Origin of the sequence: Rhizobium sp. P28RR-XV, assembly GCF_012641385.1 — a bacterium.
GTDB lineage: Bacteria > Pseudomonadota > Alphaproteobacteria > Rhizobiales > Rhizobiaceae > Rhizobium.
In genome coordinates, this window is the sequence record NZ_JABAIG010000001.1 from 685,288 (window position 1) to 706,317 (window position 21,030).

A 21,030-nucleotide genomic window follows, 5' to 3' on the forward strand; every position below is an offset into this window, starting at 1 on the left:
CCTCTTTCTCAGCTCGCTTCGCTGACCCGGGCCAGTGCTACCTTGAGGCTCACCTGCTGCCCTTCGAGCTCACCGAGGCGTTCGCGCTCGGCGGCGACCACGTCCGGATTCGCGTTCGCGACGAACTTCTCGTTCGAAAGCTTGCCGTTGATGCGCGCGATCTCCTGGTCGTTCTTGGCGATCGCCTTTTCCAGACGTGCCTTTTCGGCCGAGAGGTCGATGAGGTTGCCGAGCGGCAGGCAGACGGTCGCCTCGCCGACAACGATCTGTGCGGCGCCCTTCGGCGCGGTATCGGCTAGCGAGACGGTTTCGACGCGCGCCAGCCGCTTGATGGCGGCGTCGTGGCGGAACAGGCGCTCCCGCGTCAGGCTATTCGCGTCGACGACCACCAGCGGGGCGGTCGCTGCCGGCGGCACGTTCATTTCCGAGCGCACCGAACGAATGCCGGAAACGAGGTCGATCAGCCAGTTGATTTCATCGGCGGCAATATCGTCCGCATAGGATGGCGCCGGCCAATCGGCATGGCAGATCAGGCCCTCGCGCTCATTGCCCTCGCCCGCCGTATGCGCCCAAAGCTCTTCGGTCATGAAGGGCATGAACGGATGCAGCAGCTTATAGGTCTCTTCGAGAACATAGGCAGCGCAGGACTGCGCCTCCGCCTTGGCGTTCTCGTCGTCACCATTGAAGATCGGCTTCAGCAGCTCAAGATACCAGTCGCAGAACTGGTTCCAGATGAAGCGATAGAGCGCACTTGCCGCATCGTTGAAGCGGAAGCTTTCCAGCGCTTCGGTGACGTCGCGCTCCGCGCGCGCCAGCTCCGTCAGAATCCAGCGATTGACGGTGAGCTCGGCGGCTTCCGGCACGAAATGCGGGTCGCTCTTGGCTCCATTCATCTCGGCAAAGCGCGTCGCGTTCCAGAGCTTGGTGCCGAAGTTTCGGTAGCCGGTGATACGGGCCGGATCGAGCTTCACGTCGCGACCCTGCGCCGCCATGATCGCGAGCGTGAAACGCAGCGAATCGGCGCCGTACTGGTCGATCAGTTCGAGCGGATCGATGACGTTGCCCTTGGACTTTGACATCTTCTGCCCGTTCTTGTCGCGCACCAGGGCGTGGACATAGACCGTGCTGAACGGCTCGACAGGTTCGCCGTTCTCATCCTCCATGAAATGGAGACCCATCATCATCATGCGGGCAACCCAGAAGAAGATGATATCGAAGCCGGTGACGAGCACGTTCGTCGGATAGTAGCGCGCCAGTTCCGGCGTCTCATCCGGCCACCCGAGCGTCGAGAACGGCCAGAGCGCGGAGGAAAACCAGGTATCGAGCACGTCTTCGTCGCGCGTCAGGATTTCGCCCGGCTTGAAGTTCTCCAGCAGGTCCTCGACATAGGCCTTCATCGGCCCCTCATGCGAAAGATAATGCTGGATCGCCGCCTGCAGCGCTTCTTCTTCGGTCTTTTCGACGAAGACCTGGCCATCCGGTCCATACCAGGCGGGAATCTGGTGACCCCACCAGAGCTGACGGGAAACGCACCACGGCTGAATGTTTTCCATCCAGTCGTAATAGGTCTTGTCCCAGCTCTTCGGGACGAGCTTGGTGCGGCCGTCACGGACGGAGGCAATCGCCGGTTCGGCGAGCGTCTTGGCGTCAACATACCACTGCTCGGTCAGGCGCGGCTCGATCGGCACGCCGCCGCGGTCGCCATGCGGAACCATGTGCTTGTGCGGCTCGACCCTATCCAGCAATTCGGATTCTTCGAAAATGCGAACAATGATCTTGCGCGCCTCGAAGCGGTCCTTGCCTTCCAGCTCATCCCAAGCGCCGTGCAGAGCGGCCGGATGATCGAGACCTTCGAGGAAGTCCTCGTTGTCCTTGATGGTGATGGTGGCTTCCGGGGTCAGAATGTTGACGACGCGCAGACCGCGGCGCTTGCCGACGTCGAAGTCATTGAAATCATGCGCCGGCGTCATCTTGACCGCGCCCGTTCCGGCCGTCGGATCCGGATATTCGTCGGCGACGATCGGGATGCGGCGGCCGACGATCGGCAGGATGACATGCTTGCCGATGATCGACTTGTAGCGTTCGTCGGTCGGATTGACCGCGACGCCGGTATCGCCAAGCATGGTCTCGGGACGGGTGGTGGCGACGACCAGATAGTCTCGCGTTTCCCATTCCGTCGGCTTGCCCTCGTCATCGAAGGCAACCGGATGCTGATAGGTGACGCCTGGCTCCAGCGGGTAACGCAGGTACCAGAGATTGCCGTTGACCTCGTGCTGCTCGACCTCGATATCCGAAATCGCGGTCAGCATTTTCGGATCCCAGTTGACCAGCCGCTTGTCGCGATAGATCAGGCCTTCCTTGTAGAGCGTGACGAAGACTTCGAGAACGGCCTTGGACAGGCCCTCGTCCATGGTGAAGCGTTCGCGCGACCAGTCGCAGGAGGCACCAAGGCGCTTGAGCTGATTGAAGATCAAGCCGCCCGATTCCGCCTTCCATTCCCAGACCTTCTCGATGAAAGCCTCACGGCCCATCTTGTGACGATCCGGCTGCTGGCGCCCGGCGAGACGACGCTCGACGACCATCTGCGTGGCGATGCCGGCATGGTCCATGCCGGGCTGCCAGAGAACGTCCTTGCCGCGCATGCGTTCGAACCGCACCATGATATCCTGCAGCGTGTTGTTCAGCGCATGCCCCATGTGCAGCGAACCGGTCACGTTCGGCGGCGGTATGACGATGGTGAAGGTTTCCGCGCCCGGCTTGGCATTCGCACCGGCGCGAAAGGCGTCGGCCTCATCCCATTTTTGGGCGATCTTCGGTTCGACTGCGGCGGAATCATATGTTTTGTCGAGCATTTTATGACCGGATCTTGAGGATTGGGTGATGCGGGTTGTAAATAGGATGGCTGTGGGCAAGTCAATAAAAAAGCCGCCCCGGAGCCGGAGCGGCGGATCGGTCACCCGAAGCTCAGGCTGTCAGCGGCGCGGGCCGCGGGCCACTCGTTCGATTTCCTCGCGCACGAGACGCTCGACAAGGGTCGGCAGATTGTCGTCGAGCCATTCCTGCAGCATGGGCCGCAGCATTTCCTGAGCCAGCTCATCGAGAGAACGGCGCGGGCCTCCATCGACGATGGCGGCAAGTTCTTCAAACGAGCGGGCAACCTGCGCGCCGGCCGCTTCGGACATCAATGGCGACGTAGCCACGACCTGGGCCGTCGGCAAGGACGTTTCCAATTCCGCCGCAGCGGCTACGATCGGTTCAGGTGCCGGGGAAACCGGGGCCTCGACCGGTGCGGCTGCCCGAGGCGCAGCCATTTGGAACGTACGAGTGGAGACCGTCGCCGGCAATTCTTCCATTTCGGGTTCGCCCCCGACTTCCGCCGGAGCCTGCACGGCCATCGGAGCGACCGGCGCCACCATATCGGTAATGGCATGCCGCAGCGGCGCATCGGCGACCGGCTCGACATGGACTTCGGCAAGACGCGCGGCCATGGCCGGCGGCAGTTCACGCGGCTGCGGCGGCTCGCGCCCGGCGTTCAGCAATGCGGCGGCGTTGCGCTCGGAAGCGGCGCGGACGCGCGCTGCGACATCCGCCAGCGACAAGCCGCGACCGGCACCCTCCGGTTCGGCAACGGGCATCTGCGAGTTTGCGGCGACGAAACGCGGGTCCTGCTCCGCGCGGGCGCGATCCGCGGCAGCGAACTCTTCGTCTACCGTCAACGGAATATCGTCGTCGCGCATGTTGGAAGCAGCGAGATGAGGGGAAGAAATCGGCTTGGCGCCCACGGGTTCGTTGCTTTCGATGATCCTGCGGATCGATGCCAGAATCTCTTCCATGGACGGTTCACGCACTACATTTGGCTGAGCCATATTCATCCCCGTTTTCCATATTCAACGACCGGAAACTCGCCAACTCGGCACCCGAATCAGGGTCACCCTAGATGACTGCCCTCGGGAAAAAAATCACCGTCAAAGCACTAAACCCGGTGATGCACAGTTTTGTTACGATCACAACGAATCGCTCTGCTGCCTGCGATTCTGCCACAGGCGCCGGCAATAAAAAACAGGCGCCCGAAGACGCCTGTCGCAAGCTGGATCATCAGGCCGTTCGGAAAATCAGAATACGAATTCCCTGGCCTTGGCGAAGCCCGGCAGCGGCTTGATCGATGCGTTGAAAAAAACGTTTTCCGAGAAGACGCCGCGTTCGCGCATGAAAACGGTTGCGCGGGCGGCGTGGCCATAGCCGATGACCGTGATCAGGCGGCCGTCTTCACCGAGCTGATCGAGCAGTCCCTGCGGCAGTTGCTCGATCGAGCCATCGATGAAAATGACGTCGTAGGGAGCGTTGCCGGCATGGCCCTTTTCGAGATCGCCGGTGACGACCGTGACATTATCATAGCCAAGCGCGGCGATATTGGCCTGGGCCTGGGCGGCAAGTTCCTCGTCGCTTTCGAGGGCTATGACCTTCTCGGCAAGAAGCGACAGGATGGCGGATACATATCCGGTGCCGCAACCGACATCGAGAGCCTTGCCCTCTTTGGTGATGACGCCAAGCTGCAGAAGCTTCGCCAGCGGCGATGCCTCCATAAGGAAGCGGGCCGGCTTGCCGGCAGCAGCGGCGGCGATTTCGATGTCGTTGTCGATATATGCCAGGACCTTCGACTTCTCCGGCACGAAATTTTCGCGCGGTACCGTCAAAAAGGCATTCAACACGGAATGGGAAGTGACGTCCGTCGTCCGGATCTGGTTCTCGACCATCTTCACGCGCGCTGCTTCGAAATCCATCTTATCCTCTTGCGCCCTTCATGCCCGAACGGGCCGGCTCTACTTTCTGTTACGCGTGTCTTAATCGCCTCACGTCACGCTTTCAAGGCATTGCGGCCACCGGGGCGGAGATTCATGGCCAGGCGTCGCCCGCGCACAACAATCGGCGCCCTGAAATGCACATCCGAGCCTCTCGACGCACCCCTCGCCAGTGGCATCGCACAATTCCCCTCGCCTCAAATCGGAACATCCGTTAGCAAAATGTTAACTTGACAGGACCACGCTTCGTGACGTGGAACCGCCCGAGTGTGGTCACAGATCAACCTTCCGACCCGAATATCCCTCCGGGTTAAGACTAAATTTGAATAGAAGGTGGCTGGGATGCCTGTCTCTCTCGTTCTTTTCGTTGCAACCTCGTTGCCACTTGTGGTCTTCCTGGCTGCCAGCCTTTCTTCCATGATGTAGGTTTCCGAATGAGGCTTTCGCTCTCCGTCGCAGCGCTTCTCCTTCTCCTACCCCAGGTCGCGTTGAGCGAGGAAGCGCCGAAGGAGGCAACGCCCATCATCGGCCATCTCGTGACCGGCAAACAGCTCGACGAATGGTGCGAAGAAGATCGCACGCTTGCCTCGGTCTATATACAGGGCATCCTCGACGAAGCGCAGCGGACGAAAAACCTGACGATCCGCGCTACCAAGCAGACGCCGAAGAACTCGTCCCGCTACGAGCACTATCTCCAGCAGTTCGTCGGCGCCTTCTGCCTGCCGCCCGATCTCAGCAACGCAAAAGCAACGGCGATCGCCTGCAAATGGATGGCGGAACATTCATGGCAGCTCGAACGGCCTGCCAGCTCGCTGATTGCACGTTCCTACAAATTCGCCTTTCCATGCCTTGAGGAATAGGCATCCCCGATGCCCGATGCGGCGGCTTCAAACTTCCGTATAAGCAATTGAGCCTTTGCGATCCTGTGGGCAACCAATGTCGCTGGTCGAGTGCGCTTTCAATTCTTGATTTTTTGCACGTCGCAATCGCAAAACCGCTGAACATTTTTGCGCGACATGCTCCAGTTGCACGGAATTATCCCGATCCCACCCCTGCACGCCAGCGCGTCGAACAATGCCCTTGCTCGGCCCACGCCGCGCCCGCGGCGCATGTCATTCCTGTTGACAATTAGTAAGGCAAACTTATAATTAGGACGCTGAATTTGAGTGACCTCTAGTCCAGCAAAAGGCGGCCCAGTTTTTTCCCTAGACTGGACCGCTTTTGCTTTTTCCGGACACGATATTCGCCACAACACTGTGTCGCACTTCCCAAGGTTATCGCAGCCCGGTCTGCGACAATGCCATCTCCTCAGTAGCTTAAGCGTCATTTCAGTTTCGAATGCGACGCTGTGGCGGGGGAATATCTATGGAATTACCGGGGTCACGGTGGTCGACGCTGAGGTCGTGCGAGCGCAAAAAGCTCGCTCGGCTGATGATGAAGATGTTGCTGCCGATCTTCGGAGCTCTGACGCTGCTTGGCGTCACGTTGCTCGTCCTGTCTGTATGATCGGAACAGTTCGCCGCTAAACGCACTGCAATCCAAAACGCGGTCTGGATACCTATGTCTGCCGAACGATCAGCAAATGGATCGCATCAGGTAGTTGAAAGGGTACGGCCCGAGGCCAAAGGCCAAAGGCCAAAGGCCAAAGCGGGAACAAACTGCCGCATCCTCAAAAAAATCGCGCCGTTTCAATGGCTTATCGATACCGGGGGAAAGGATGGAGGCCTCGCCCGGAATCGAACCGGGGTGCAAGGATTTGCAGTCCTCTGCGTAACCACTCCGCCACGAGGCCATCCGAAAGCAATTTGCGTTGTGGTGGCGCGGATTTAGAATGATCCAAAGAAAACCGCAAGAGGCAATCTTTGAAAAATGTCCTCTTCGATTCCTAAAGTTGCGCCTTGCCGCGTAACCGACTTTAACCATCGCATTTCAAACAAGACCGGGAGACTTCCGAGATGTTCCTGCTGCGACCAGCCAAACCCGACGATACCGCGCGCAACTATGAGATATGGCGGACATCCGTCGACGCCACCCATCATTTCCTCGATGCCTCGGACCGGGAAGCAATCGCGAGGATGGTGATGAAAGATTATCTGCCGAATGCGGAATTCATGGTTGCAGTGGACGATCACGACCTGCCGCACGGCTTTATGGGAGTGACCGGAAACCACATCGATTCGCTCTTCGTCCATGCCGACAGCAGAAGCATGGGCTTGGGACGCTTGCTTCTCGATGGCTTTCGCATGGGAAAAGATGTCGTCACGGTCGATGTTAATGAGCAGAACTCTGCCGCGACGGGCTTCTACGAACGGCTTGGCTTTGTGGTAACGGGACGCGCGGAACGCGACGATCAGGGACGTCCCTACCCGATCCTTCATATGCGGTGGCAGAAACCGGCATAGCCGGGTAGTCCAAGCCACTCTCTGGAAGCCCCATCCCGAGGCAACTTCACCGCCAGTCCATTCAGGCAGGTTATAGGTCCCTGCGGTAGATGCTAGACTCAGTACCACCGGTTCGGATGCCACCCCCGAACCGGACAGTGCCGCGTCCGACGAGACTACGCCCCCAGTAATGTCGTCGGACGCACCCGCAGCCGAGCCTGTTCAGGAAGCGCCCTTTCTCCGATTTCTTTCTTGGAGAATCATTTCGGCAATCACGCCTCAAAGCCCCAATTTTGTAGAACGGCATAGTGGTCGGCCGGAGTTGGCGCGCGGGATGATCACCATCATACGGCGGCAGCCTCTCCACTTCGCATCTGCCGCCCGCATATTCCTTCGCCCGAACGCAACTCCAGCCCTTTTCACGCTCACGAGGCTGACCATGCGGACGAGATCAAAAGCGGCCGCAGTTGGTCCCCGATTAACGAATTGCGTCATTTTTGCAACAACCCTCACTTTCGATTAGCGCACATATAGTTCGCCACTCTTAGTATCTTGCCAAATCAGCGGGGCAGGTTCAGGAAATAGTTCGCGAAGCTTATTACTTCGCACCTACTGAATAGGGAACATGAACGGGATGGGTTGGGCACGTCGTTTTTCGGCGCGATATCTCATGCCCAATCAAGAAAGATTGGAGTTACTATGAACATCAAGAGCCTTCTTCTCGGCTCCGCTGCTGCGCTGGCAGCAGTTTCCGGTGCTCACGCGGCTGACGCTATTGTTGCCGCTGAGCCGGAGCCGCTCGAATACGTTCGCATCTGCGACGCTTACGGTGCCGGCTACTTCTTCATTCCGGGCACGGAAACCTGCCTCAAGATCGGCGGCAAGGTGCGTACCGAAGGCGAGTGGTACAACGCTTATAACCGTGCCAGCCACCAGGGCACGCTCTGGCACACCCGCGCCGAGCTGAACGTCGACACCGCGACCGACACCGAATACGGCCCGTTGAAGACCGAAACTATCGTTCGTTGGGACTGGAATGATGGCGGCTCCACCTCCACCAATCTGCTGTGGTCCTACATCAGCCTCGGCGGCTTCACCGTCGGTAAGAAGGACTCGGCCTACAACCTTTACATCGGTTACGCCGGCGACGTCATCAACGACGACGTGATCTATGACGGCCCGTACGAACTCAACCAGCTAACTTACAACTATGACGCCGGCAACGGCTTCACGGCCGTGGTCTCGCTCGAAGACAGCAACTCGGCCTCGGACGGTGTCGCATCTTATGGCGCAAGCTGGTGGACGGACGACAAGTCCAATCACTACGCTCCTGATGTCGTCGCCGGCCTCGGTTACAAGGCTGGTGCCTGGGGCTTCAAGGTCGTCGGCGGTTACGACTCCATCGTCGAAGAAGGCGCCATCAAGGCTCGTATCGATGCCGACTTCGGTGCATTCACGGCCTTCTTGATGGGCGGCTGGAACACCGACGGCGACAAGCTCAACAAGTATGCCGGCACCAACCAGGACGTCTCCGCTTGCACGGCGCCGAACGGCACCGTCAATGCATCGAAGTGCGGCTGGGGTGACTGGGCTGTTTGGGGCGGCGTTGGCGTACCGTTCAACGACAAGCTGAAGTGGAATGTCCAGCTCGCCTACAGCGACTCGAAAATCTTCGAAGCCACCACCAACCTGAAGTTCAACCCGGTCAAGGATTTCCTGGTCGAGCCGGAAGTGACCTACGTTCACTACGACTATGCCAAGGACGACACCGTTTCCGGCATTCTTCGCTTCGAACGCAACTTCTAACCTGATCTGACTTGACCTCCGATCAGAGAAGGAAGGGGTCCGGCTTTCCCTGCCGGACCCCTTTTTTGATGAGAACTCCTGGAATCACAGCACCATCCTGCGATCAGCGCGCGTGTCATAAGGTATCTCGATCAACCGGAGAGAGGAACCTTGTCACCACGATGGCGTTTACCGCTGAAAGGGACGTGGCTGAATATAGGAGTTATCGCCTTGAAACATCTCGCTTCAATCGCCTTGACCACCGCGCTTGCCGTGGGTTCCGTATTATCGGCTGCCCTGCCCGCCGCGTCTGCCTCGCTTGGCGGCTCATCGACGGCTTCGAACGTCATTCTGGTGCAGGAACGCGGAACACGCAGATATCCAGATTACGACCGTAGGCCTTATTGGCGCGACCGTGATCGTGATCACCGTCATTGGCGGGAGCGCCGCTGGGAGCGGCGTCATTGGGATGACAGATGGCGGGACGACCGTCGCTATTATCGTCGGCACCATAGCGGTGTGATATTGGAGATTCGCCCCTGATATCCCAGCACCGGTAGCGACTATGGCGTCATGAGCGATTCTTCCGCGCCAAGCCGCACGGGCGGAGGTGAAAGCCTTTCGAACCACATTCAAAATAATACGGCCGCGCCTTAGATATCGGTAGCGGCCGACCTGTTTTAGAAGGAGCTTGCGCTGGTTTCGCCGCCTACCGCGCTCAGCGGGGGACGCGTAGCAGGCGGACTGATCGCTTGCGATTCATCCAATCGCGGAACGGATGGGCAGGAGGCGTCGGAGGCGCTCGTCGCGAAGGTAAAGTCCGCCCCAGGCCATGACCCCGAGAAGCAAACTGATAAGTTGTGGTGGCGAGCCGATTTCTCCGAGGCGGAAATGCGTGCAGATCGCACCGCCAAGAAAGCCGGTCATCAGGATTGCCCCAAGGATTGCCGTGCGCGGAATGGCGTAAAGAACCACGCAGACGAGAATGATCAGCCCTACCACCCAAGCCTGATTGGTCGAAAATCCGGTTGCGGTCATCTCGGCCGCGAGCGTGGCAGGCGAAAACAAGTTAACGGCGGCGTCGGCTGCAAAGACGAGAGTCACGATTACCGTTAACACCCATCCCGCCCATGAAATGCGGCGCGTAACCGGCTTGCCGACGACTGCATCCTCCACCATGTCGAGATCTCCCTATCCCCTAGCCGTCCCCATATGCCGGTCCGATGAGCGCCGCGATCCTGCCACGACTTGGAAACACTGACAATAACAATGGCTTGCCGGTGAAATACGGGCAGCGAAATATGGATGAAGGCCAGAAGATCGAGAAATCGCCAATGCGAAGCATGTGCAATAAAACTGCCAAACTGCGCTGATACAGCTTCGTCCGTTAGAGGCTGGGCAAATCTATCGACACGAGACAATGGCCATCGGCCACCCAACGACAAGCTTGTCGTCGCTATCTCAGTGCTTGCACTTGTGGAAGAAAGTGGCTCCCCGGGCCGGATTCGAACCGGCGACCTGTCGATTAACAGTCGAATGCTCTACCGCTGAGCTACCAGGGAATGCGCTTGGCGCGGTGTGAGTGGGCTTCTACAAATGCTTTCTCGATTTGCCAAGCGGTTTTTTCAAAAAAATCGAATTCTCTTGCATTATTTCCCCGCCTTACCATTTCCTGTGGATGACCGACCAAAGCCAGACGACAGAAAATGCCGATCGAAATGGCCGGAAAACCCGCCGTTTCGGCATTGATCCCTCAACCCGCGAGCTTGTTTTCGGCTCCGTGAGAATTCCCCTGCCCCGATCCCGCCTCGCCCGCCTGGGTGTGGGCGTTGCGCTCATCTTTGGCGGCCTGCTCGGCTTCCTGCCGGTACTCGGCTTCTGGATGCTGCCGCTGGGCTTCATCGTGCTCTCGCATGATATGCCTCTGGTTCGCCGCTGGCGGCGTCGCTTCGCCGTATGGTGGGCCAAGAAGCGCCGGCCGGCGAACTAGCCTTTCACCTTGCGCCGATCAAGCGGGCGGGATTGCCGACAACGGTCGCACCGGCTGCGACATCCCTGGTCACGACCGATCCCGCGCCGATGATTGCGCCATCGCCGATCGTCACGCCGCCGACAAGGATCGCACCGCCGCCTATCCAGACGCTGCTGCCGATGGTGACCGGCCGCGCAATTTCGATGCCCGCGCCGCGCAACTCGCGATCCTTATGGTGCTCGGCGCAATAGATATGGACGCCCGGCCCCAGCATGCTGCCATCGCCGATGCGAACGCTGCCGCTGTCGAGAATGGTGCAGCCGGCATTCATATAGACTCGACGCCCGAGCGAGATGTTGATGCCATAGGAGCAATGGAACGGGGCCTCGATGAAAACATTCTCGCCGACATCGGCAAAGAGTGCAGCCAAAGCCGGTCCGAGATTGCTGCGCTCGACCGGCGGCATCGTATTGTGCTGATGCACGGCTTCTCGGGCCTGCCAGCGCAAGCCGTCGAGTTCGGGATCGAAGCAGCAATACCATTCCCCCGCCGCCATCTTCTGTCGTTCGCTGAGATCCATCGATCCCTTCTCCCATGCTTTTCCGGATTCGTCCCGAAGCGATCATGCATCACCGTTCGGGCGGGCGGCAAGCAAGCCAACCTTTGGTTCACGACCAAGCAACAAGCTCAACGCGAACCATCCAATATTGCACGCCTTGATTAGCATTGACTCAAATACTTGATCGTTCAAAGATCGGCCCACCTGAAATCCCTGATTTTGGCCGAAAATGCCCGGCGATACGGGATTCTTGCTCTCAACAAACTGTCACACAGCTTGTCTATAACGCCGCTACCGCGGACTTGCGCAAGACCACCGGTTCCGAGCTTTCAAAAAGGAAATAGGGATTATGTCGAAACTTAAAAACTGCATTTCCGCCGCCGCCGCCGGCGTCATGAGCGTAGCGCTGGCTTTGCCTGCTGCCGCTGCTCCGACCAAGTTCGATTTCTGGTTCGGCCTGTCGGGCGACCTGGAGCGCGTCGTTCAGACGCTGTGCAAGAACTTCAACGATTCCCAGAAGGATTATGAAGTCTCCTGCGTCAGCCAGGGCAACTACGACGCCGCGCTGCAGAACACCATTGCCGCCTTCCGCGCCGGCAAGCAGCCGGCAATCGTCCAGGTCTACGACGTCGGTACCGCCACCATGATGCTTTCGGGTGCCTACTACCCCGTCAGCAAGCTGATGTCCGAAAACGGCTACAAGGTTAAGTGGGACGACTATTTCCCGGGCATCGCCCGCTATTATGCCACCTCCAAGGGCGAACTGCTCTCCTTCCCGTTCAACTCGTCGACCGCCCTGCTCTACTGGAACAAGGACTCGTTCGCCAAGATCGGAAAGACCGCCGCTCCGAAGACCTGGGAAGAAGCTGCCGAAGACATGAAGGCCCTGAAGGGCGCCGGCTATGATTGCCCGATGGCGATCAACATCTCCGGCAACGAAAGCTGGCAGCTGATGGAGCAGTTCTCCGCTATTCACGACCAGCCGGTTGCCACCAAGAACAACGGCTATGACGGCCTCGACGCCCGCCTGACGGTCAACAAGACGAAGTTCGTCAAGTACGTCACCGACCTCAAGAGCTGGTACGACCAGGGCCTCATCAAGATCAAGTCCAAGGATCTCGGCCAGGACATGGTTCAGGCCTTTGCTTCCGGCGATTGCCAGATGATCATGACGTCGGTCGGCGATCACGGTTCGATCACCAAGACCCAGAAAGCCGGCATGAACTGGGATGTGGCCGAACTTCCGGTCTATGCCGGTACCGAGCGCAAGAATTCGCTCGTCGGCGGCGCGTCGCTTTGGGTTCTCTCCGGCAAGTCTGCTGACGAATACAAGGGCGCTGCCGCGTTCCTGGACTTCATCGGTAAGCCCGAGACCGCCCTGTTCTGGTCGACCAACACCGGCTACATCCCGGTCAAGAAGTCCGGTTTCGACTTCATGAAGTCCTCCGGCTTCTACGATAAGGCTCCCTATAAGGGCCGTGAAGTCGCGATCGCCAGCTTGACCGCTTCCGAGCCGACCCCGATCACCCGAGGCGTTCGCCTCGGCAGCTTCACGCAGATCCGCGCCGAGTTCGGCAACCAGATGCAGGCCATCTTCGCCAACAAGGTCAGCGTCCAGGAAGGCATCGACAACCTGGTCAAGAACGGCGACGCCGTCCTCGACCGCTTCGCAGCCACCTACAAGGGCAAGCAGCTGCCGTAAGCAGCACGGCTCACGGACAGACAGCGTCCGCCGGGGTTTCCCGGCGGACGTTCGTTATGAGAGCAAGCGTGGCATCGGGATACCAAGCCGGAAGAGACAATGGAAAAGCGCATAACTTTCAGCAAATGGAGCGTCGGCATCCTGTTCGCAGTGCCGCAGCTGCTCCTCATCTTCACCTTTTTCTATTGGCCGGCCGGTCAGGCAGTCTTCTGGTCGCTGACGCTGCAGCAGCCCTGGGGCGGCGGCAACATCTGGGTCGGCCTCGATAACTTCAAATCTATTATTGCCAACGCGGACTACTGGAACTCGGTCACAATCAGCATCACGTTCGCGGTGATCAGCACCGGCATTTCCATGGTGGGCGGGTTGATCCTCGCAGCCCTGACTGACCGTCAGCTGCGCGGTTCGAAAATCTACCGTGTCGTGCTGATCTGGCCCTACGGCATCGCCGCGCCCGCAGCGGCAATGGCCTTCCGTTTTATCCTGGCGCCCGAAGCCGGCCTCATTGCCGTGGTCAATCAGTGGTGGCCGGGAATCTGGGATCCGGGCCTCGACGGCAACGCCGCCATGGCCTGCATCATCGCCGCCTTCTCGTGGAAATATATCGCCTACAGCTTCATCTTTTTCTTGGCCGCTTTCCAGGCAATTCCTCGTTCGTTGATCGAAGCAGCTGCCATGGACGGCTCCAGCGTGCTCCGTCGCTTCTGGGACGTCCAGTTCCCGTTGATCACGCCAACCATCTTCTTCCTGCTCGTCATCAATATCACCGAGAGCTTCCAGGATTCTTTCGGCATCGTCGACATCATGACATCAGGCGGCCCGCACAACTCGACCAATCTCATGGTCTACAAGATCTATTCCGATGGCTTCAAAGGACTCGATTTTTCCGGCGCGGCGGCGCAGAGCATCATTCTGATGCTGCTGATCATCGTGCTCACCGTCTTCCAGTTCCGCTTCATCGAGCGGCGCGTACATTACCGTTGAGGCTGACATGGTCGAGCGCACACCTATCCTTAATTTCTTCACCCATCTGATCCTGTTCCTCGGCTTCGTGGTGGCCGTGGGACCGATAGCCATCGTTACCATCGCCGCATCGCACAATATCGCCGACGTCAACAAAGTGCCGATGTCGCTGATCCCCGGCTCGGATTTCTGGGTCAACATGAAGACAGCCTGGACGACAGCCAATCTCGGCCCCAAGCTGCTGAACAGCCTGATCTTCGCCTCCGGGGTTGCGGCGGGAAAGGTGATCATTTCGGCGATCACGGCTTTTTCGCTGGTCTATTTTCGCTATCCGGGCCGCCATTTCATCTTCTGGCTGATCTTCATAACGCTGATGCTGCCACTCGAAGTGCGTATCGTTCCGACCTATGCGGTCGCAGCGAACGTACTCTCGCCCTTCCAGGGGATTCTTGACGTTACTGGCATCACCTGGCTCATCGAAAAAGTAACAGGCATCGAGGTCTCGCTGAATCTTGGATTGCTTAACTCCTCGATCGGCCTGATCTTGCCGCTGGTCGCGACCGCGACCGGAACGTTTCTCTACCGTCAGTTCTTTCTGACGATACCGGAGGAGCTGACCGAGGCCGCACGCATGGACGGCGCCGGAGCGCTGCGCTTCTTCATCGACATCCTGCTGCCGCTGTCGCGCACCAACATGGCCGCACTCGGCACCATCATGTTCCTCTGGGCCTGGAACCAGTATCTGTGGCCGCTGCTGGTGACCACCGATCCCGCGCATGTGACGGCCGTACACGAGCTCAAGTCGCTCATCCCAAACGTGGGTGGTCTTCCGGAATGGCACATCGCCATGGCCGGCACGCTGATCGTCATGCTGCCGCCGCTCCTCGTGGTCGTCCTGATGCAGCGCTGGTTCGTTCGCGGCCTGATCGCAACCGAGAAGTAATCTGTTTATCTGCCGCGCCCTGCTTGGTGGGGTGCGGCCATTGCGAGCCGGTCCCTTCTCTCCGCGAAGGGACTCTTATGACGGCACCAACAAAAATGGCCGCATAAATAAAAAACCCGGAAGTCGGGAAAGACTTCCGGGCGCACCTGCTGAAAAGTTATGTTTGAAATCAGCTTGCCAGCACTTTGAGCGGTGTGACGGAAGCGACGGCGTCGAGCCGCAGGCCGGTATCCCGGGCGAAGAGATGCGTGTGCTGCTGCGGCAGCTCCAGCGCGACGGACTGGCCGGTCTGGCCGGTCGTGTGGTCGGCGACCGCAACGGCAAAGCTCGAACCATTGATGTCGCAATGGATGACGCGGCCGGCACCGAGTTCTTCGACGAAATCGACGGTTGCCGGGATAGCGCCGGGCGTTCCAGCGGGAACGAGACGCGCGTGCTCAGGACGGACACCGAGGGCGACCGGCTGGCCGGCATGGCGCTTGCCGATATTGGCATCGATGGCAATCGGAATGCCGTCGAAGATAAATTGCTCGCCGTTGGCCGCGAAGGTACCTTCCAGAAAATTCATGGCCGGCGAGCCGATGAAGGAGCCGACAAAGCGGGTGCGCGGCGTGTTGTAGACCTCGAGCGGCGTGCCGACCTGCTCGACATTGCCCTTGTACATAACGACGAGCTTGTCGGCGAGCGTCATGGCCTCGACCTGATCGTGCGTCACGAAGACCGACGTCGCCGACAGGCGCTTGTGCAGGCGGCGGATCTCGACGCGCATCTGCACGCGCAGCTTAGCATCGAGGTTGGACAGCGGCTCGTCGAAAAGGAAGACCTTCGGCTCGCGGATGATGGCGCGGCCCATGGCGACGCGCTGACGTTGACCGCCGGAAAGCTCGGCCGGCTTACGGGTGAGGAAATCTTCAAGCCCGACGATGCGGGCGGTTTCCTTGATGCGGCGATCGCGCTCGGCGCGCGGCACGCCGGCGACCTTGAGCGCGTAGCCCATATTGGCGGCGACATCCATGTGCGGATAGAGCGCGTAGTTCTGGAAGACCATGGCGCAGCCGCGCTCGCGCGGCTCGAGCTGATTGACCACCTTGCCGTCGATTACGATCTCGCCCGAGGAAATATCCTCGAGGCCGGCGATCATGCGCAGCAGCGTGGACTTGCCGCAGCCGGAAGGTCCGAGGATGACGACGAATTCGCCCGAGCGGAAATTCAGATCGACGCCATGGACGACCTGATTGCGTCCATAGGCCTTGCGAACTTGTTCGATGCGGATTTCCGCCATGTTAATCTTCCCCGCCTGTCAATTCTGGGCCGTCAATCGGGTGGACTGCTAGCGAATTTGCATTACAGAACAGTGACAAGCACCCCTTATATCACAAACCGCATCCAGATTTCCTCACGAGAGTTGCGGGTGCCATTTCGCGATGAAACGCGCATTGGTGGAACCATTTTGCGACAGACATCGCATACGGGTTCCGGCAGCCATAAATCAGATGCCCACGCGTCCCTGAAAAAGGATGGATGGCGGCGCTATTCCGCCGGATGCGGGGTCACGCGCGGACCGACGGACCGGCGTTTATGACCGATGCCGAGAAAATATCTCAGCACGCGGAAATAGAGGCTATAGGGCAAAAACTTCAGAAGCTTTGCCCGGAAGACCAGCCCCTTCGGGAAACTGATGTCGAAGGCCGACGATTTCAATCCGGCTGATATCGCATCGGCTGCCTGCTGCGCCGACACTATATCGGGCATTTCGAACTTGTTCTTTGCCGTCAACGGCGTATCGACGTAGCCTGGAGTGACGAGCTGGATACGGATACCCATGCGATCGAGCTCGAAATTCAAGCTTTCGGCCATGTTGATGAGCGCGGCCTTGCTGGCCCCATAAGCAGCGCCGCCGGGCAGGCCGCCGTAGCCTGCGACGGAAGACACGAGGGCAACCTGGCCGTATCCCCTGGCACGCATATGCCGGACCGCCGGAACGAGACAGTTGACGACGCCATGAAGATTGACGGCAAAACTGCGCTCGAACGCCTCGTGATTGAGGTCTTCGCCGCGCGCGGGCAGATAGATGCCGGCGTTCAGGACCATCAAAGCGACGGGGCCATGCTGATATTCGATGGCCGCGACGGTGTGTTCCATGTCCTCGGCATCGGTCACATCGCCGTCGAGCACGACGATGCTGCCTGCAAGTGCGCTTGCCTCCGATTGCAAGGCCAGAAGTTTGTCATGGCTGCGGGCAGTCACGGCAACCTTGTAGCCTTCCTCCGCCAGTTTCAACGCCAGCGCGCGGCCGATACCGGAACTGGCGCCGGTAATCCAGGCGACTCCGTGTTCAGGACGTGCGATGAACGGGCTCATGGCTCTTCTCCTTGGCTGGCGGCCGCCTGAATCAAACGCTTTACCGCGGCCGTCCGTGGCATTTTAGAGATAGCGTATCATTGTGGCCGCTTTCGGCCTGTTTGGCGGCCCAACGGGGAAAACAATGTCACCGAATGGAGACTGGCGCGCCATACGGCAGACTTCGGCCAACGAAGGCTGCCAAGTCGAATTTTGCGGCACGAACAAATAGCGAGGAACAGAATTTCTTGCCTATGCCGCCTTGTGAAGGGAAAAGACCGTTCTTACAGTAGTTGCGAACAGAAGGCAGATTCCAATGACCGTCCATCCGTCCGTCCTCGAAGCAATTGGCAATACGCCGCTGATCAAGCTCAAGGGCGCCTCCGAGGCGACGGGCTCGACCATTCTCGGCAAGGCCGAATTCCTCAACCCCGGCCAATCGGTCAAGGATCGCGCCGCGCTCTATATCATCCGCGATGCCGAGAAGAAGGGATTGCTGCGGCCCGGCGGCGTCATCGTCGAGGGCACGGCCGGCAATACCGGCATCGGCCTGACGCTCGTTGCCAAGGCGCTCGGCTACCGCACCGTCATCGTCATTCCGGAAACCCAGAGTCAGGAAAAGAAGGACGCGCTGAAGCTGCTCGGCGCCGAGCTGGTCGAGGTTCCCGCCGTCCCCTACAAGAACCCGAACAACTACGTGAAGGTCTCGGGCCGGCTTGCCGAACAGCTGGCAAAGACCGAGCCGAACGGGGCGATCTGGGCCAACCAGTTCGACAACGTCGCCAATCGCCAGGCGCATATCGAGACGACCGCCAAGGAAATCTGGACCGACACATCAGGCAAGGTCGACGGCTTCATCTGCTCGGTCGGCTCCGGCGGCACGCTTGCGGGCGTCGCCATGGGCCTGCATGCTTTCAACAAGGACATCAAGATCGGCATCGCCGATCCGGAAGGTGCTGCCCTCTATGAATTCTACAAGAATGGCGAGCTGAAATCCTCCGGCTCCTCGATCACCGAAGGCATCGGCCAGGGTCGCATCACAGCAAACCTGGAAGGTTTCACGCCCGATTTCGCCTATCAGGTCACCGATGCCGAAGCACTCCCTTACGTCTTCGATCTGGTCGAGCACGAGGGCCTGTGCCTCGGCGGCTCGACCGCCATCAACATCGCCGGTGCGGTTCGCCTCGCCAGGGATCTCGGCCCCGGACATACGATCGTGACCATCCTGTGCGATTACGGCAATCGCTACCAGTCCAAGCTCTTCAATCCCGATTTCCTGAAGTCGAAGGGCTTGCCGCTGCCGGGCTATCTCGAAAAGCGGGCTGAAATCGCCGTCCCATACGAAACAACAGCGTGATCTTATGACCGTCAATGCCCTCTACCGTGATGATTTCTATCTCTCGACCGCCGAAGCAGTCGTAACCGCAATTCACGAAGACGGGGGCATCGAGCTCGATCAGACTTGCTTCTACGCCACCTCGGGCGGCCAGCCGGGCGATACGGGTTTCCTGGAGCGTGGCGACGGTTCCAGGATCATGCTCGGCCAGACGAAGCATGGGCCGATCAAGGACATCATCATCCACGTGCCGCTCGAAAATCAGCCCCTGCCCATCGTCGGCGAGAAGCTGGTGCTGCACATCGACTGGGCGCGCCGTTACAAGCTGATGCGCATGCATACGGCCTGCCATCTGCTTTCCGTGGTCTGCCAATATCCGATTACGGGCGCGGCCGTCGGCGAGGATGAAAGCCGCGTCGATTTCGACATGAGCGAGACAATCGACAAGGATGAAGTGACGGCCAGGATGATGGCGCTTGTCAACGAGAACCATCCCGTTTTCGTCCGCTGGATCACGGACGAAGAGCTGATTGCCAATCCCGGCATCGTCAAATCTAAGAATGTACGCCCGCCGATGGGCCTTGGCCGTGTCAGCCTCGTCTGCATCGGCGAGGATTCGGCCGTCGACAGCCAGCCCTGCGGCGGCACGCATGTGTCGGAGACGCAGGAGGTCGGCGCGATCCACATCGCCAAGATCGAGAAGAAGGGCAAGGAAAACCGACGCTTCCGCATTCGGTTCGGCACGCCGGCCGACGAGAATTGACCGCGCAAGCGCCTATATCTCGATATCAAGACCAATAAACCATAGCAGGGAGTGATCATCATGGCAGCGGACAAGAGCCGTTTCGTCGTATCCGCCGACTGGCTGCAAGGCGAGCTGGGCACCAAGGACCTGCGCATCCTCGACGCATCCTTCTATCTGCCGGCGCAGAAGCGTGATGCCGATGCTGAATATGCCAGCGGACATATTCCCGGCGCGATCCGCTTCGACCAGGACAAGATATCAGACCATTCGACCAACCTGCCGCATATGGTCCCCTCGCCCGAACTTTTCGCGGCCGAGGTCGGCAAGCTCGGCATCAGCGAGACCGATCGCATCGTCATCTATGACGGTCCCGGCCTGTTTGCCTCGCCGCGCGTCTGGTGGCTGTTCCACATCGTCATGGGTGCGCCGAACGTCTTCGTGCTCGATGGCGGTCTGGATGGCTGGAAGGCCGAAGAGCGGCCGCTGGAGACGGCGCTGCCCGGCTTCGAACCCGCAACCTTCAAACCCAAGTTCAATGGCAGCCGCGTCGTTTCGCTCGACGAGATGCGAGAAATCGTCCACAGCCGTTCGCTGCAGATCGCCGATGCCCGCAGCGCCGGCCGTTTTGCGGCAACAGAGCCTGAGCCGCGCGAAGGAATGCGCTCGGGCCATATGCCGGGAGCGAGAAACCTGCCCTCGGGCGTCTTTGCCACCAACGGCAAGTTCAAGTCGCTGCCGGAACTGCGCGAAACGATCGAGAAGGCCGGCATCGATCTCGAAAAGCCAGTTGTGACGACCTGCGGGTCCGGCATTACCGCCGCCATCATCACGCTGGCGCTCGAATCCCTCGGCCATGGCAACAACAAGCTCTATGACGGCTCCTGGTCGGAATGGGGCAGCCGGACGGATACCCCCATCGTCACCGGTCAAGATTGAGCGTGCTGGCCGTGAAGACACCCTCGTCCATCAAGGTTCATATCACCCGACTGGAAATGACCGCGCCGCCCAAGGCAAGCCTGCCGGTGCCGGTCAACATCCAGACGGCGATCATGCGTTCGCCTACTATTCCGCTGCCCTTCTATCGCTATCTCTATCGCCAGGTGGGTGCCCGCTGGCACTGGGTGGAGCGGCTGCGCCTCTCCGACGAGCAACTGGCCGCTGTTCTTCACGATCAGCGCAACGATATCAGCGTGCTTTACGTCAACGGCGCTCCGGGGGGATTCTTCGAATATTTCCGCCAGGACGAGGAGACGATTGAGCTCAGCCATTTCGGCCTCATCGAAAATGCGCTCGGCCTCGGTATCGGCAAATGGTTCCTGCTGCAGTCGCTCTACGCCATATGGACGCTGAACCCGCAACGCATCGTGACGACGACGAACAATCTCGATCATCCGCGGGCATTGCAGCTCTACCAGATGTTCGGCTTCTCGCCGATCTCGACCGGCGAAGGCATCGTCAGGCCGCTCAGCGACAAGGAACTGCTGGAGCTCGCCAAGAAAAGCTGA

General features: G+C 59.4%; 19 protein-coding genes and 2 tRNA genes. 12 read left to right on the forward strand and 9 right to left on the reverse strand.

Going from position 1 to position 21,030, the window contains the following annotated elements; all coding sequences use genetic code 11:
- Positions 1–8 precede the first annotated feature (8 nt).
- The 3 genes from HGP12_RS03345 to HGP12_RS03355 form a co-directional block, all read right to left on the reverse strand.
- On the reverse strand, positions 9–2,852 hold the full coding sequence (locus tag HGP12_RS03345; RefSeq protein WP_168878676.1) for a valine--tRNA ligase: 2,844 nt from the start codon (positions 2,850–2,852) through the stop codon (positions 9–11).
- A gap of 120 nt (positions 2,853–2,972) precedes the next feature.
- Positions 2,973–3,866: a PopZ family protein gene (locus HGP12_RS03350; protein ID WP_168839106.1), complete on the reverse strand. Its 894-nt coding sequence runs from the start codon at positions 3,864–3,866 to the stop codon at positions 2,973–2,975.
- A 246-nt stretch (positions 3,867–4,112) separates the two neighbouring features.
- A complete protein-coding gene (locus HGP12_RS03355) occupies positions 4,113–4,781 on the reverse strand; it encodes a protein-L-isoaspartate O-methyltransferase family protein (RefSeq protein WP_168839107.1) in 669 nt (222 codons plus the stop codon).
- 452 nt (positions 4,782–5,233) lie between these two features.
- Here HGP12_RS03355 and HGP12_RS03360 point away from each other — a divergent pair, with 452 nt between their 5' ends.
- The gene (locus HGP12_RS03360; protein WP_168839108.1) at positions 5,234–5,659 is read left to right on the forward strand and encodes a Rap1a/Tai family immunity protein; all 426 of its coding nucleotides are present in this window, start codon (positions 5,234–5,236) and stop codon (positions 5,657–5,659) included.
- A gap of 858 nt (positions 5,660–6,517) precedes the next feature.
- Here the strand turns inward: HGP12_RS03360 and HGP12_RS03365 are convergent.
- Positions 6,518–6,591, reverse strand: a tRNA-Cys gene (locus HGP12_RS03365).
- 163 nt (positions 6,592–6,754) lie between these two features.
- Here HGP12_RS03365 and HGP12_RS03370 point away from each other — a divergent pair.
- The 3 genes from HGP12_RS03370 (at position 6,755) to HGP12_RS03380 (ending at position 9,508) form a co-directional block, all read left to right on the forward strand.
- A complete protein-coding gene (locus HGP12_RS03370; protein ID WP_168839109.1) occupies positions 6,755–7,201 on the forward strand; it encodes an acetyltransferase in 447 nt (148 codons plus the stop codon).
- 678 nt (positions 7,202–7,879) lie between these two features.
- Positions 7,880–8,986 carry a porin gene (locus tag HGP12_RS03375; protein ID WP_168839110.1) on the forward strand — a complete coding sequence of 369 codons (1,107 nt, stop codon included), beginning with the start codon at positions 7,880–7,882 and terminating at the stop codon, positions 8,984–8,986.
- A gap of 210 nt (positions 8,987–9,196) precedes the next feature.
- Positions 9,197–9,508 (forward strand): hypothetical protein, encoded by a 312-nt coding sequence (locus HGP12_RS03380; protein ID WP_168839111.1) that lies wholly within the window; start codon positions 9,197–9,199, stop codon positions 9,506–9,508.
- A 216-nt stretch (positions 9,509–9,724) separates the two neighbouring features.
- Here the strand turns inward: HGP12_RS03380 and HGP12_RS03385 are convergent, their stop codons facing one another.
- Together HGP12_RS03385 and HGP12_RS03390 are read right to left on the reverse strand one after the other, a co-directional pair.
- Positions 9,725–10,144 (reverse strand): DoxX family protein, encoded by a 420-nt coding sequence (locus HGP12_RS03385; protein WP_168839112.1) that lies wholly within the window; start codon positions 10,142–10,144, stop codon positions 9,725–9,727.
- Positions 10,145–10,452: 308 nt separating this feature from the next.
- Positions 10,453–10,527: transfer RNA gene (locus HGP12_RS03390), tRNA-Asn, on the reverse strand.
- 116 nt (positions 10,528–10,643) lie between these two features.
- Between HGP12_RS03390 and HGP12_RS03395 the strand changes: the two genes are divergently transcribed.
- Complete coding sequence (locus HGP12_RS03395; RefSeq protein WP_168839185.1) at positions 10,644–10,955, forward strand: hypothetical protein; 312 nt, start codon at positions 10,644–10,646, stop codon at positions 10,953–10,955.
- Between the two features lie 4 nt (positions 10,956–10,959).
- On the opposite strand, the gene HGP12_RS03400 is transcribed toward HGP12_RS03395, so the two are convergent.
- Positions 10,960–11,517, reverse strand: coding sequence for a sugar O-acetyltransferase (locus HGP12_RS03400; RefSeq protein ID WP_168839113.1), 558 nt, complete (start codon positions 11,515–11,517; stop codon positions 10,960–10,962).
- Between the two features lie 328 nt (positions 11,518–11,845).
- On the opposite strand from HGP12_RS03400, the gene HGP12_RS03405 reads away from it, so the two are divergent.
- From HGP12_RS03405 to HGP12_RS03415, 3 genes are all read left to right on the forward strand, one after another.
- Positions 11,846–13,198, forward strand: coding sequence for an extracellular solute-binding protein (locus tag HGP12_RS03405; RefSeq protein ID WP_168839114.1), 1,353 nt, complete (start codon positions 11,846–11,848; stop codon positions 13,196–13,198).
- 99 nt (positions 13,199–13,297) lie between these two features.
- The gene (locus HGP12_RS03410) at positions 13,298–14,182 is read left to right on the forward strand and encodes an ABC transporter permease subunit (RefSeq protein WP_168839115.1); all 885 of its coding nucleotides are present in this window, start codon (positions 13,298–13,300) and stop codon (positions 14,180–14,182) included.
- A gap of 7 nt (positions 14,183–14,189) precedes the next feature.
- Complete coding sequence (locus tag HGP12_RS03415) at positions 14,190–15,104, forward strand: ABC transporter permease subunit (protein ID WP_168839116.1); 915 nt, start codon at positions 14,190–14,192, stop codon at positions 15,102–15,104.
- Between the two features lie 169 nt (positions 15,105–15,273).
- Here HGP12_RS03415 and HGP12_RS03420 read toward each other — a convergent pair whose 3' ends face one another.
- On the reverse strand, positions 15,274–16,386 hold the full coding sequence (locus HGP12_RS03420; protein ID WP_168839117.1) for a sn-glycerol-3-phosphate import ATP-binding protein UgpC: 1,113 nt from the start codon (positions 16,384–16,386) through the stop codon (positions 15,274–15,276).
- 248 nt (positions 16,387–16,634) lie between these two features.
- Entirely contained in the window at positions 16,635–17,465 is an 831-nt protein-coding gene (locus tag HGP12_RS03425; RefSeq protein WP_168839118.1) for an SDR family NAD(P)-dependent oxidoreductase, read from the reverse strand.
- Positions 17,466–17,760: 295 nt separating this feature from the next.
- Here HGP12_RS03425 and HGP12_RS03430 point away from each other — a divergent pair, with 295 nt between their 5' ends.
- From HGP12_RS03430 to HGP12_RS03445, 4 genes are read left to right on the forward strand one after another with little or no spacing between them, the layout of a single operon-like run.
- The gene (locus HGP12_RS03430; protein ID WP_168839119.1) at positions 17,761–18,801 is read left to right on the forward strand and encodes a cysteine synthase A; all 1,041 of its coding nucleotides are present in this window, start codon (positions 17,761–17,763) and stop codon (positions 18,799–18,801) included.
- 4 nt (positions 18,802–18,805) lie between these two features.
- Complete coding sequence (locus HGP12_RS03435) at positions 18,806–19,543, forward strand: alanyl-tRNA editing protein (RefSeq protein WP_168839120.1); 738 nt, start codon at positions 18,806–18,808, stop codon at positions 19,541–19,543.
- Positions 19,544–19,603: 60 nt separating this feature from the next.
- Complete coding sequence (gene sseA / locus HGP12_RS03440; RefSeq protein ID WP_168839121.1) at positions 19,604–20,461, forward strand: 3-mercaptopyruvate sulfurtransferase; 858 nt, start codon at positions 19,604–19,606, stop codon at positions 20,459–20,461.
- Entirely contained in the window at positions 20,416–21,030 is a 615-nt protein-coding gene (locus HGP12_RS03445; RefSeq protein WP_168839122.1) for a GNAT family N-acetyltransferase, read from the forward strand. Before sseA ends, HGP12_RS03445 begins: the two co-directional genes overlap by 46 nt.